The following is a 13515-nucleotide window of genomic DNA, read 5'->3' as shown; positions in this document are numbered from 1 at the left end:
CCCTCCCGCCCCTTTACAGGGACTGCACATAATTGATCAAATCCTCCAGTTCACGGTTATTCAGGGAACTCGTCTTCCCGCGGAGATCCCCCGGATTGCATGTCGTGATGGCTTCCCGTATCGTCTTCGCACGGCCGTCGTGCAGGTAAGGGGCGGTCCGCCACACTTCCACCAGGGAAGGCACCAGAACGCTTTTACCTTCATCCAGCCCCGTGGCCGTCCCCGTGGCCACCAGTTCCTTGTTAGTGAAGTAAGGATGGGGGTGGCACCGCACGCACCCGGCTGTTTTAAACACTTCCCTGCCCCTCCGGGCAGATTCGGACAAAGCCCCCCGTTCCACGCCGGGAGCATGGCACTGGGCGCACCCCTCCCCCCCTGTCTGCTGTTTGGAAGGGAGATGAGCCACCAGGAACGGGCTGGGAACTTCCTTCATGTTTTTCAGGTATGCATTCACGCATTCCGCCAATTCACCGGAAGGTTCCAGAAACTGGATGTGCACAAAACCCGCCGTCACGGCCACTTCCGCAGAGGCGCGGACGCCCAGCGTCATCACCGGGCTCGTCCGGTGGGAAAGGAACATGGTGCGCGTATTTTTCGGGTTGCCCATGCCGTCATTCAGCAGATCCCAGTTCAGGCCGTCCACCCGGCCGTCCGGGTGGCAGGTGGCGCAGCTCTGCCACCCCTGGAAGCAATGGGAAGCGTCATTAAAATACCGTTCCCCCAGTTTTTCCCGGGAAGGCCGGAATGGGGCATTCAGGGGAATTGCCCTGGATTTGCGGGCATCCTTCAGGGAGATTTCCGCCAGAGAATCAGAAAAATAGCCGGCCACATAAACGTTTTTCCCATCGGAGGCCACGGAGCGCGGGCCGTTCAAGGGCAGAGCGATCCGGGCGCGGAGACCGTGCAGGAAACCAAGCCTTTCGGAAACCGGCTCATTGCTCCGGTCTTCCCGCTTCATGCGCTCCAGCAGGGCCGGGAAATCAATTACGGAGAGTTCATGCGTCCCCGCATGCGTCACGAACAGTTTTCCGCCATCTCCGGAAAAAGAAACGCCCCACGGGTTGGCCGCCCCCGCATCCGGGTCATCCAGCAGAACGGGATGAGGCTTGTCCGGCTCGTCCGTATTGATAACCGTCACGGCATTCGTATTCATCCAGCCGCGGTCCAGCTGCGTGGTAGGCGCCTGGTACCGGCTCAATACATGCGCCACGGCCAGATAACGTCCATCCGGGCTTATCGCCATGCCGCGCACGCCCTGCGTCCCGTTGGAAAGCGGGAAATGGACAGCTTTTCCGTCTTCCACCAGAGTCAGCGCGGCAGCCGTGAAATCCCCGTCCGCAGCCCCGGCCGGCAAATGGCCGGCAGCCCAGATTTTCCTGCCGTCCGGAGAAACGGCCAGCACTACGGGTTCACGGGGGACATTCCAGGAATTCAGCACGGTTCCGGCAGCGGCGTCCATTTCCAGCACGCGGGAATCAAACCGGCAGGCCACATACAGCTTCCCTTCCCGCAGCACAGGAGACATGGGCGTATGCCCGGCAGGAAAAGAACGCTTCAATTCCCCGCTTTCCAGGTCCACTACTTCCACCACTCCGCGCGCTCCCCCCTCCGCCACATAAACCGTCGCGCCATCCACGGCCATGCCGTTGGGAGGCTGGGCCAGCCGGATGCTTTTCACCTTTTCCCCGGAAGCAGGGTCCACCAGTTCCAGCACGCGGCTCTCATGCCCCAGCACAGCAACCAGGTGATTAACGACCTTCACATCCACCGGAGCCAGAGGGCTGGAAGCGGCATCCTCCCCCTGCCTGCATGAAATGAGGACCAGCAGACAGCCAAGAACAGTCGCAGAGACGCGGAACATTTTTGTCAGTTTCATGGCAATTTCAACAATCAGTCTTCTATGATCACCCGGAACCCCACGTTGTACACCGGACGCCAGCCGGGATATCCCCAGCGCCAGGAGGATGTGGCCCGTCTGGGACGGTCATACCAGGAACCGCCGCGCACCGCACGGGGAACACGGGAATCCAGGCTTTCATTGCGTCCGTCCCCTTCCTTCCAGGGATAGGGCCTGTATTCGGAACGGGTCCATTCCGCGGCATTGCCGATCATGTCGTACAATCCGTAGGCATTCGGCTTGTAACTCTTGACGGGGGCCAGGTGAAGCTTTCCGTCATTGTATGTTTCATCCCTCGGCACGAAGTCCCAGAAACGGTTGGGATTTTTAATCGGCTTGGGATCCACGCCGGAAACGGCCAGCTCCTTCAGCGTCACGTCCCCCAGGTTGGCATACGCGGAAAAATCCGCATCCCGTTCCCCGAAGAAGAAATCCGTATCCGCGCCCCCCCTGGCCGCGTATTCCCACTGCGCTTCCGTAGGCAAGGTCACTTTTTTCCCGGTTTTCCCGGAAAGCCAGCGGCAAAATTCCATGGCCCGGGCCCAAGGCACCCGGATGACGGGAAAACGCGGATCGGCATCCATGTCGTAGCCGGGCTTCACCTGATCCTTGTAATGCATGTCATACCATCCGTTAGCATACTCCGGGTCGAAGCGGCGGTATTGTTCCAGCGTCACTTCCGCCTCTCCCATCCAGAACGGCCTTTCAATCCCCACCGTGGAAACAGGACGTTCCGCCGGTGTTTCCCGTTCATTCCCCATCCTGAACTTCCCTGCGGGAATGCGGCGGAACGTCATGTTCACGCCGTCCCCCAAATCCACAGTCAGCGTTTCATTTCGCGGTTCCGGAACGGGAACGCTCTTTTCTCCGGCGCGGGTAATGGAGTTCCCGGCGTCAGGGATGGAACCGCCGCCGCTTCTCCGGAACAGGGAATCCTTCATCGTCACGTAATTACGTTCCGCTCTTGAAAATCTGCCGTGCAGGTCATAACGGCGTTTCAGCAGCCCTTCATTGCGCTCTCCCGGCCATTCGCCCAGATAAGGGGCGTTCATGTCCATCCACGTGACCAGGCGGTTCCAGTCCTCCTGCGGCATGTCCACGCCATGGTGGCCTTTTTTAAGGAGCTGGTAAAGCTCCGACGTATCCGCGAAAAACTCCGTGGGGGCCAGCCCCAGATAGTTCCCCTCCGGGCCATTGCGGCGCACATAGGGGTGCAGGTTCCAATAAGAGACGGAACCGGGGGCGGGAGCCCCCTTGACGGCCTCCAATGTCATGAAATCCGGCACTCCTCCACGGGCCTTGCTTTCCGCTGTGTGGCAGCGTATGCAATGGCGATCCAGTACGGGCTGCACTTCATTCATGAAGGAGAAAGTGCGCGCCGGACCGTACCATGGAACGATAGGAGCGGGTTTCTGGCGGGAAGCCATGACGGTCCTGGCGGGGGGAGCGCAGTTCTGCCGTTCATGGCAGCCGATGCAGCTGAGCGTTTCCCCCGGCATGGCGGTAAACCAGCTCCGCATCAGCGCCAGGGCGCGCCCCTCCCCGTCCAGCACCTGAAGCGTCAGAGGCTGACAGGCGGGAGCCGTGAAGATGGCGGAACCGTCAGGATTCACGGGCACGGTGCCGTACAGCACTTTCAAGTCCCAGTTGCTTTCCATGCCCATGGCATAGTGGCTTCCCGTATTGCGGGGGCTGTACTCGGACATAAACACGCGCAGGGCCCTGGCTTCCCCTCTGGGCACTCCGGCCATGGCGCGGCCCCGGTACACGTCGGAAATATAAACCGTAGCCGTCTTGCTTTCCGTCTTCACCCGGTCATGCAGCACGGGCGGTTTTTTGCGTGGCCCCAGGGGCGCGGGGTCTGCATAGACGAAGTAGGAGGAGGCCGTGAGAGGAACGATGTTATCGTATATGTCGCACCAGACCACATTGGTCACGCCCTGGTCGCCGGAAGGGGAGGAAACGGCCAGAAAACACTCGTCATTCAAAGGATAAGGTCCTGCGAAATAAGGAGTCTTCAATCCCTGCACCAGCTGATCTTTGGTCACGTTCTCCACAGGCTTTCCATACCCCGGAATCTTCTGAACGGCACCCTCCGTGGCGGTGCGCCCCCTGTTCACGTCAAAGAGGACCAGTTCCCCCAATCTCTTGACTCCATGATGCCCGCTGACAATGCCCGCAAACATGCCCGGCCTGCCGGGGAGGGGCCGTGCGTTGAACAAGCTGTTGGGCCAGTAGGAGTTGGAACCATAGTATTCCTTCTGGTCGCTGCCGTCCGGATTCATGTGCATCAGCACACGGCTGAAATAGTGGGCGCTTTCCGTGTACTCCCAGCGCAGGAACATCACCCTGCCGTCCGGCAGCATGGTGGGGAACCAGTTATTGTCCTGGTCAAAGGTAAGCCGGCGGGTCGTTTTCTTTTCCCGGTCGTAAAGGTGGAGGTTGCCCACGTAATCCACCCCGGCCACGCAGGGCACCCCCTGCATGCCGGAAGTATTGACGAAAATAATCCGGCCGTCCGGCAGGTAGCAGGAATTATAGCTGTCCGTATCCGCCGGCATATGCGCGGTAAGGGATTCCTTTTTCCCGGTTTTCAAATCCAGCTCAAACACGTCCCATGGCCTGTTTTCCTTCTTTCCGAATCCGTTCCCGGTGAACATGAGCTTCTCCCCGGAAAAATCAACATCCAGATGCCCGACCCAGCGGTCGTCCGCCAGCAGCTGCTCCACAGGGGAAGAAGAGGAAACCCCGTTAAATTTCACAATGCCGCTGCGGTATTTGCGCCCGGGCCCCGGCATGCTGGAAATACCCTGCCAGTTCGCCGGACGGTCATGATTGAAAGAACTTTTCCCGGACGGATTGAAACGCCGCACGCTCACCCATGCCTTCAGGCCGTTCTGTTCCGGCAGGGCATCAATCAGGGCTTTTCTCCGCAGATCCACCATCTCCCGCAGCAGGGCCGCCTGTCCCGGCCCGGCCTGCTCCACCCACCGGTCCAGAGGCCCCAGCTCCTTCTCCCACTCATCCAGCCGCGCCAGGAAACCTTCCGCACCGGCGTACCGTTCCCCGTACTTGTCCCGGTTTCTCTTCACCGCGCGGCGGATGGCCGCAGAGTCATAATAGGACGCCAGCTTCTTCAGCCTGAGGAAACGGACTCGTTCCTGAATGGCTTCCTGATGCTTAACCAGGTCATCCCAGGAAGAAACGGCTCCAATACTCTCTGCCGGAACGGAAAGAATTTCCGCCAGCGCGGCGCCGGCTGCCTTCCCGTCGGGCCACGCCTGAAATACGGGAACCAGCAAAACCATCGCATCCCCGCAATCGTCAGCGGCAGCAGGCTCGGAAAGGGAAGCAGCATACTCCGCCGTCCGCGTCCACACCTGCCGCATCCATGCATCCTTTTCTTTCGCGGAAGGCGCAGGAGGGATTACGGCCAGCTCCCGCAACCAGGGCTGCAAACCGGAAGCGTGGAGCATTCCTGCGCCCAGCAAGGCGCAGGAACATGAAAAAAGACGCAGAAAGGAAATATAATCAGGCATGGCATACGGTTTTAAAATAATACGCCAGGGAAATTCTTTTTCATTCAATAGGAAGACTACTTTACGGCATTTTCTCTCAAACGTCAGACAATGAATGAATAACTTAATTGATTCGGATTTCTAGACCGGAAGCCAAACGTGAATTTCAAAAGACCCCGGCTGAAATCATCGCGGGAGTGGAAGAGGAACCGGGAGGAATGAAACTCCATGAAGTGGTCCGTCTGATCAACGACATCGCCGCCCGTTATGAAGTGGCAGCCCTCACGATAGCCGAGCCGATGCCGCGCCTGACGATCAAGATCAGAAACATGCTCAGCCAGCTCCCCCTGCTGAAGCCGGACGCCCCGCCGGCCCAGCCGGGCAGGAAACGGCAAAATTAAAATCATCCTGCCGTCGATTCCCGGTCTTTGGAAAAGGCAGGCAGAGGAAGAAAGGGACAACCGGACATTCAGGCATCCTCCAGCATCCGGGGGCGCAGCAGGTACACCTTGTCCCGGCGGCGCACCTGTTCGGGAACCGCCAGATAGACGGTTTCTCCCTTTTGAGCGGCTTTTACGGGCTCCATGCCCTCTGCCGTCTCCCTCCGCATGGCTGCCACTTCCATGCGGACGGCTCCCGTAGTGGGGCCTGTTATGAGGATGGTCTGCCCCGCGGACAGGCCGCCGGCTTCCAGGAACAGGGCCGCCACCCCGTTCTTCTTATAAAAGTTCTCTACCCTGGCAATGTGGATCTTCAACAGGGCTGCGCGGCTGTTGGCGGAACCGCTCCATTCCCCCCACTTCACGCCCAGGTAATACCCGCCCTGCCAGAATCCCCGGTTGAAAACGGATTCCAGCCGTTTCATCCACGCTTCCGCCCTGTCCGAGGAAAAGGTTCCGTCCTGGCACGCCCGCGCGGCTTCCCGGTACACGGAGGTGACCGTCCTGACGTAATCCGAGGAACGGCCGCGCCCTTCCAGCTTCAGTACGGAGACGCCCGCGTCCAGAAGCTGGTCCAGCACCGGAATGGTGCACAGGTCCTTGGGAGACATCACGTATTTATTGTCTATCACCAGCTCATTGCCCGTTTCCTCGTCCGTCACGCGGTAGGCGCGGCGGCAGTTCTGGAAACAGGCCCCCCGGTTGGCGGAGGAGTTGTAGGCCGCCAGGCTCATGTGGCATTTGCCGGACACGGCCACGCATAACGCCCCGTGGGCGAAAATTTCCACCCGCAGCAGCTCCCCGGAGGGGCCTTTCACGCCCTCCTTCCGGATGGATTCAATAATATGCCTGATTTGCGCCAGGGTGAGTTCCCGGGCCAGCACCACCACATCCGCGTACTGCGCGTAAAATTTGACGGAGGCCATGTTGCAGACATTGGCCTGCACGGACATATGGACTTCCAGCCCAATGGAACGCGCATAAGAAATCACCGCCAGGTCGGAAGCGATGACGGCATCCACACCGGCTTTCCGGGCGGCGTCGCACAGGGCATGCACCGCCTCCAGCTCTTCATCGTACACAATGATATTCAGTGTCAGATAAGCTTTGGCGCCCGCCTCATGGCAGCGCTCGACGATTTCCGGCAAATCTTCTTCCGAAAAATTGACTGTGGCGCGGGAACGCATGTTCAGCTTTCCTACTCCGAAGTACACGGAGTCCGCTCCGCCCTGCAAGGCGGCCTCCAGAGATTCAAACGACCCCGCCGGGGCCATGATTTCTATCCGGTTTTGAAAAGGCATGGGTCAAAGTCCTCCGGGTTCTTCCATCAGAATGACGGAAATTCTTCCCTTGGGAAAGCATTTAACAATGGACATGTGAATATTGCACAGGCGGTCCGGGGAATTACAATCCGCGCAGATTCCGGTGTGCATGCAGGGAGTCCTGAACCCTTCATGCCGCCTGGCGTTCAGGGGCGCAATGCGGCGGATGCGTTCCCGGGCCTCTGCCGGCGTGGCCACCAGCTTGTTGGAACCGGCCAGCAAAATGACACGCCGGGGTCCGAATGCCACCGGAGCCACACGGTTGCCCACCATGTCCACCCAGTGCAGGGTCCCTTCCATGCTGACGGCATTGACGCCGGTTAAAAACAGGTCCGCCGTCATGCCCTGGCGGCGGATTTCCCATTTCTCCTCCCGCACCATGCCCGGAACAAAGCCGTCATAGAACTGAATGTCCGGATTGGAGTGCAGGTCATCAAGAATGCCCGCAGCCTTCAGGGTCATGGAATCCCCATAGGAAGCGGACGACGGCCTGAACTCCCGCACCAGGCCGCGCATCACCTCCGCAGCCTCCCTCAGGCCCGGCACTACAAAACTCCGAAATCCACGCCGTTCCAGACGTCCGGCACATTGCTCCAATGAAAGGGGGTCTTCCATAAAAACGGCCCATGAAGCCCCCTGCTCCGGCATGACGCCGGAGCAGGAAAACCTGGATGTTACTCTTCCGCCGGAGCTTCCATTTCACCGGACACTTCCCCGACTCCCGCGTCTTCCGTTTCCGCCGGGGCTTCTTCATCTTCATCATCGGGAATGACGATGGAAATGTCCTGGATGGATTCGCCCTCATTCAGCGTCATGAGCTTCACGCCCTGGGTGGCGCGACCCGTTTCACGCACGGTCGCCACCTTGATGCGGACGGATTGTCCGGCCGTGGTCATCAGCATCAGTTCGTCCTCGTCGGACACGACCGTGGCGGAAACCACCTTGCCGGTCTTATCCGTGCAGTTCATGGTCTTGATGCCGGTGCCGCCGCGGCCCTGCGTGCGGTATTCATCAAAGGAAGTGCGCTTGCCGAGGCCGTTTTCAGAAGCCACCAGCAGGGTTTTCTGCGGGTCCACAATGGCCAGGGCCACAACGTAGTCCCCCGCCCGCGGGCGGATGCCGCGAACGCCGATGGTGTTGCGGCCCTGCGTACGCAGATCTTCTTCCGGGAAGCGGATGCTCATGCCGTCATGCGTGACGAGCACGATTTCATCGGCCCCGCTGGTAAGTTCCGCGTTCACCAGACTGTTGCCTTCCTCCAGATTAATGGCAATGATGCCGGCCTTGCGATAGTTGGCGAAATCGTTCAGGCTGGTTTTCTTCACCGTGCCGTCCTTCGTGGCGAAAACAACATTGCCGCTGCCTTCCGCAAAGGTAATGTCATTGCCTTTTTCATCCACCCGGCGTTCCAGGCGCAGGATGGCAGCGATGGCTTCTTCCGGCTGGAGATCCAGCAGGTTCTTGATATTGCGGCCCTGCGCGCTGCGCGCCGCTTCGTCAATCTCATACACGCGGTCCACGTACACGCGCCCGGTGTTCGTAAAGAACATCAGGTAGTCGTGGTTCTGGGCGGCGAACAGGTGTTCGATAAAGTCCGCTTCCGCATCCTTTTTGGCTCCCCTGGTAGTGGCAGCCTTCACGCCCTTGCCCCCGCGCGCCTGCACGCGGTATTCCGCGGAGTTGGTGCGCTTGATGTAGCCGCTGTGCGTGATGGTGACGATCATCGTGTCATTCGGGATGAGATCCTCAATGGCCATATCCCCGGAGAAGGGAATGATGCGCGTGACGCGCGGCGTGGCGTACTTGTCCTTAATCGCCTTCAGTTCGTCCTTTACAATGCCCAGCACGCGGGATTCGTTCGCCAGAATATCCAGGTAGTCCTTGATGCGGACCAGCAGTTCCGCGTATTCCCCGGAAATCTTGTCGTTTTCCAAGGCGGTCAACTGGTACAGGCGCAGATCCAGGATGGAGTTCACCTGACGTTCCGTGAAGACGTAGCGGTCCCCCTGGATGGAGGCCTGGGAACGGATCAGGATGCCCAGGCTTTCCGCCGTCTGCGTGGAGAATGTGTAATTCTGCAGGCGTTCACGGGCTTCATCCCGGTTTTTGGAATCCCGGATAATGGAAATGAAGTCATCCATGTGGTGCAGGGCCAGCAGGAAGGCTTCCAGGCGCTCGGCATCCTTCTCCGCATCCCCCAGCAGATAGCGCGTGCGGCGCACGACCACCTCGCGGCGGTGCTCGATATAGAAGTTGATGGCGTCCATCATGGCGAGCGTCTTGGGGCGGTTGTCATGAATCGCCAGCATATTCACCGCAAAGGAAGTTTCCATGGAGGTGAGCTTGTAAAGCTGGTTCATGACCACCTGCGGGCGGGCATCCCGCTTCAGCTCGATTTCAATGCAGGTTTTCTCATCGGAAAGGTCACGGATGCCGGAAATATCCGTCAGGATTTTATCCTTGTACAGTTCCGCAATGCGTTCCTGAAGGGCGGCGCGGTTCACGCCATACGGCACTTCCCGGATGATGAGAAGATCCTTGCCGGAATCCGTTACTTCCATATCTATCTTGCCGCGGATGCGCACGGAGCCGCGCCCGGTGCGGAAGTAGTTGTCAATGCCTGAAAAGCCCAGCACGTCGCCCCCGGTGGGAAAATCCGGCCCCTTGATGTACTGGCGCAGCTCTTCCACAGTCATGTGGGGATTGTCAATCACGGCGCAAATGCCGTCCACCACTTCCCCCAGGTTGTGCGGAGGCATGTTGGTGGCCATCCCCACGGCAATCCCCGTGCCGCCGTTCACCAGAAGGTTTGGGAAAGCGGAGGGGAACACGGTGGGTTCCGTGTGTTCATTGTCGTATGTGGGAACAAAATCCACGGTGTCCTTGTCCAAATCCGCCATCAGGGCCACGCCCATACCGGAGAGCTTGGCTTCCGTGTATCGGGCAGCGGCGGGGGGGTCTCCGTCCGGCGTGCCGAAGTTGCCCTGGCCGATCACGAGAATATCCCGCATGGACCAGTCCTGCGCCATGTTCACCAGGGTGCCGTAAATGGCGGCATCCCCGTGAGGGTGGTAGTTACCCATCGTGTCGCCCACGATTTTGGAGCATTTGCGGGTCTTGCCCCCAGGGGACAGATTGAGTTCCTTCATGGCGTACAGGATGCGCCGCTGGGAAGGCTTGAGGCCGTCTCTCACGTCCGGCAGGGCGCGGGAGATGATGACGGACATGGAGTAGTCCAGGAAAGAAGTGGAGAGCTCGTTGGCTACATCCACCGGTTTGATTCTATTATTTTCCATGGTGCTGAAAGAGAGTGCGGGGGTTAGATGTCAAGGTTGCGGACATTGAGGGCATGGTCCACGATGTAATTCTTGCGGGGCTCCACCACATCCCCCATCAGGATGGTGAACATTTCATCGGCCCTGACGGCGTTGTCGTCGTTCAGGATGACGCGGAGCAGCTCGCGCCGTTCCGGGTCCATCGTCGTCTTGAACAGGTCCTTGGCGTCCATTTCACCCAACCCTTTGAATCGCGTAATTTCCACCCCGCGCTTGCCGATGGAGATGACGGATTCCAGAATGTCCATGACGGAAAACAGGGGGGTCACTTTTTCCTTGTCCCCCTCGCCCTCCACCAGTTCAAACAGGGGCGTGTCCATGGAGACAATCATATTCCCCGGAATGCCCAGTTCCGCCAGCCGTGCCAGAGCCCGCGTGATGGCTTTGGCTTCATGCAGTTCATGGGTGATGGAGCGGCGGCTGGGCCCCTCCCGTTCCGGAAGCGGATTTTCCAGCAGCTCCTCTTCCGAGGGCATGCCGAAGATGAAAAGGTCCCTGTTTTCGTCGGAAAAGGCAGTCAGGGCCTCCATGTCATGGAAGAAGAGTATTTCCTCTTCATTGCCGCAGCGCACCTTCACCAGGAATTCCGGGAATTCCCCGTTGGCCTCCCGGTGGCTGAGCAGGTCTTCCAGGGAACCTCCCTGCGCCTGCATGGATTCCGTATAACGCTGGAGGTTGACCAGCGTTTCCAGAATGGCGGAGAGCTCTTCGGGAGAGAAGGAACGGGAACCGTCCGCGAAACGCAGGGTCACGTCATTGACGGCCAGTTCAATCAATTTGCGGTTCAGGGCCACGTCATCCTGCACGTACTCTTCCTTTTTCCTGCGAATGATGCGGTACAGGGGCGCCTGGGCGATGTACAGATACCCGGCGCGCACCAGCTGCGGCATGTGGCGGCAGAAGAAAGTGAGAAGGAGGGTGCGGATGTGGGCGCCGTCCACGTCGGCATCAGTCATGATGATGATTTTGTGGTAACGCACACGGTCCAGCTTGAAGGAGGCTTCATCGTCCCCTTCCCCGATTCCGGCGCCGATAGCCGTAATCATGTTCTGGATTTCTTTGCTTCCCAAGGCTTTGTCCAGGCGGGCCTTTTCCACGTTCAGCACTTTCCCGCGCAGGGGCAGGATAGCCTGCGTGCGGCGGTCGCGCCCCATCTTGGCGGAACCGCCTGCGGAGTCACCTTCCACAATGAACAGCTCGCACTTCGCGGGATCCCGGTCGGAACAGTCCGCCAGTTTGCCGGGCAGGCCGCCGATGGAGAGGGCGCTCTTGCGGACTGTTTCGCGCGCCTTGCGGGCGGCTTCCCGGGCACGGGCGGCCGTGATGCTCTTCTCGATGATCTTCTTGGCCATCGCCGGGTTTTCTTCAAAATACGTCTTGATTTCCTCGTACACGACGTTGCCCACCACGCCTTCAATCTCCGTATTCACCAGCTTGTCCTTCGTCTGGGAGGAGAAACGCGGGTTGGGCATCTTGACGGAAATGACCGCCACCAAGCCTTCACGAACGTCTTCGCCGCTCAGGGAGGGATCTTTTTCCTTCAGCAGGCCGTTGGCCTTCGCGTAACCGTTGATGACGCGCGTCAGGGCGCCGCGGAAACCGGAAAGGTGCGTTCCCCCGTCCCCGTTGTAAATGGAGTTGGCAAAGCAAAGGATGTTCGTTTCATACGTGTTGTTGTACTGGAACACTACGTCCACCAGAACATCGTCCTCCATCTTCTTGCCGTCGTACTCCACTTCCACCTTCCGGACGCCGGAAATGGAAATGGGGTCTTCGTTGATCACTTCCTTGTTCGTGCCCAGCTGGCGGACGAACTCCACAATGCCGTCCTTATAGAAGAACGTTTCCCGGCGCGCCGGAGCTTCACGCTCGTCAATCAGTTCAATGACCAGGCCGGGATTCAGGAAAGCCAGTTCCCGCAGGCGCGTCGTCAGGCGGTCAAACTTGAACTCCGTGGTATCCGTGAAAATGGTGGCGTCCGGGAAAAACGTGATCGTGGTTCCCGTGACTTCACAGGCACAGGAACCTACGGTACGGAGGGGTTCCACCGTCTTGCCTCGCTCAAACTTGATCTGGTAACGCTTGCCGTCCCGGCGCACCTCCGCCTTGAACCAGTCGGACAGGGCGTTCACGCATTTGGCGCCCACACCGTGCAGGCCGCCGGAGTACTTGTACGCGCCCTGGCCGAATTTGCCGCCCGCGTGCAGGTTGGTCAGAACCAGTTCCACGGCGGGAATGCCAAACTTCGGGTGGATATCCACCGGAATGCCGCGTCCGTTGTCCACGATGGAAATGGAACCGTCCACATGAATGACAATGTCAATCTTGCTGCAATAGCCGGCCAGATGCTCGTCAATGGAGTTATCCAGCACTTCAAATACACAATGGTGCAAGCCCCGTTCGTCAGGGTCCCCGATGTACATGCCGGGCCGCTTCCGCACGGCCTCCAGGCCTTCCAGTTTGTCAATCTGCGCGGCGCCGTATTCATGCTGCGCCGTCGTGGAAACGGTGGTTTCAACAACCTCGTTGGTATCTTCGGACATAACCGAAATATACTACGCTTATCTTAATTTTTTGCAAGACTAATGTTATAAACCGCGTGCGCGCGCGTAGGGCCTAGCCTTGCAAAATTCCGCTGAAATCGCATAAAAAAGGCCCTATTGCTCGCGTTCCGTTCTTTTCCGGCTCCGGACAGCGGAGAGGGCTTTCGGAAACATTTGGCGCGTTTTTACAGATTTGAGGAGAGGATGAGGCGTTTCACGGGAGGGGACGAGGGGAAAAAGGGCCATGGCTTCCGTGGGGACGGCGTATTCTTTTTTCTTGCCGCTGTTTTGTTTTTGGCCCATCCGGGCGACCCCAGGGGCTTTCCTCAGGCAACAGAGCCGTTCCGGAGTTGTTCCGGAGCGGCTCTGGAGGGCCAGGAGGAAGGCTTTTCGGGGGTGGGTGGGGTGCCTTCTCCTTGGGTTTTCTTTCTTTTAGAAGTCGTAGCGGTAGCCGACGCTT

General features: G+C 59.0%; 6 protein-coding genes and 1 pseudogene. 1 reads left to right on the top strand and 6 read right to left on the bottom strand.

The genetic code is table 11. The features are described from left to right. Positions 1–13: 13 nt before the first annotated feature. Both BHW66_RS05230 and BHW66_RS05225 read right to left on the bottom strand, forming a co-directional pair. Entirely contained in the window at positions 14–1876 is a 1863-nt protein-coding gene (locus tag BHW66_RS05230; protein ID WP_102758928.1) for a PQQ-binding-like beta-propeller repeat protein, read from the bottom strand. A 14-nt stretch (positions 1877–1890) separates the two neighbouring features. Further along, complete coding sequence (locus BHW66_RS05225; protein ID WP_146023980.1) at positions 1891–5436, bottom strand: SUMF1/EgtB/PvdO family nonheme iron enzyme; 3546 nt, start codon at positions 5434–5436, stop codon at positions 1891–1893. 155 nt (positions 5437–5591) lie between these two features. Here BHW66_RS05225 and BHW66_RS05220 point away from each other — a divergent pair. Further along, positions 5592–5816, top strand: a pseudogene (locus BHW66_RS05220) (hypothetical protein); the annotation flags it as partial. A 68-nt stretch (positions 5817–5884) separates the two neighbouring features. Here the strand turns inward: BHW66_RS05220 and BHW66_RS05215 are convergent. From BHW66_RS05215 to gyrB, 4 genes are read right to left on the bottom strand one after another with little or no spacing between them, the layout of a single operon-like run. Then, entirely contained in the window at positions 5885–7156 is a 1272-nt protein-coding gene (locus tag BHW66_RS05215; protein ID WP_102758926.1) for a peptidase U32 family protein, read from the bottom strand. Positions 7157–7159: 3 nt separating this feature from the next. Then, positions 7160–7792, bottom strand: coding sequence for a lactate utilization protein (locus BHW66_RS05210; RefSeq protein WP_046435481.1), 633 nt, complete (start codon positions 7790–7792; stop codon positions 7160–7162). A gap of 59 nt (positions 7793–7851) precedes the next feature. Then, positions 7852–10473 (bottom strand): DNA gyrase subunit A, encoded by a 2622-nt coding sequence (gene gyrA, locus BHW66_RS05205; RefSeq protein WP_102758925.1) that lies wholly within the window; start codon positions 10471–10473, stop codon positions 7852–7854. Between the two features lie 23 nt (positions 10474–10496). After that, on the bottom strand, positions 10497–13055 hold the full coding sequence (gyrB, locus tag BHW66_RS05200; RefSeq protein WP_102731945.1) for a DNA topoisomerase (ATP-hydrolyzing) subunit B: 2559 nt from the start codon (positions 13053–13055) through the stop codon (positions 10497–10499). Positions 13056–13515 lie beyond the last annotated feature (460 nt).

The organism is Akkermansia sp. 54_46 (assembly GCF_001917295.1).
In the GTDB taxonomy this organism is placed as follows: domain Bacteria; phylum Verrucomicrobiota; class Verrucomicrobiia; order Verrucomicrobiales; family Akkermansiaceae; genus Akkermansia; species Akkermansia muciniphila.
This window is presented reverse-complemented; position numbering and strand designations above follow the sequence as displayed.

Excerpts from the sequence above, each read along its gene's own strand:
- BHW66_RS05210 (WP_046435481.1), bottom strand. The coding sequence starts at position 7,792 with ATGGAAGACCCCCTTTCATTGGAGCAATGTGCCGGACGTCTGGAACGG.
- BHW66_RS05230 (WP_102758928.1), bottom strand. The coding sequence starts at position 1,876 with ATGAAACTGACAAAAATGTTCCGCGTCTCTGCGACTGTTCTTGGCTGT.
- gyrB (WP_102731945.1), bottom strand. The coding sequence starts at position 13,055 with ATGTCCGAAGATACCAACGAGGTTGTTGAAACCACCGTTTCCACGACG.
- BHW66_RS05225 (WP_146023980.1), bottom strand. The coding sequence starts at position 5,436 with ATGCCTGATTATATTTCCTTTCTGCGTCTTTTTTCATGTTCCTGCGCC.
- BHW66_RS05215 (WP_102758926.1), bottom strand. The coding sequence starts at position 7,156 with ATGCCTTTTCAAAACCGGATAGAAATCATGGCCCCGGCGGGGTCGTTT.
- gyrA (WP_102758925.1), bottom strand. The coding sequence starts at position 10,473 with ATGGAAAATAATAGAATCAAACCGGTGGATGTAGCCAACGAGCTCTCC.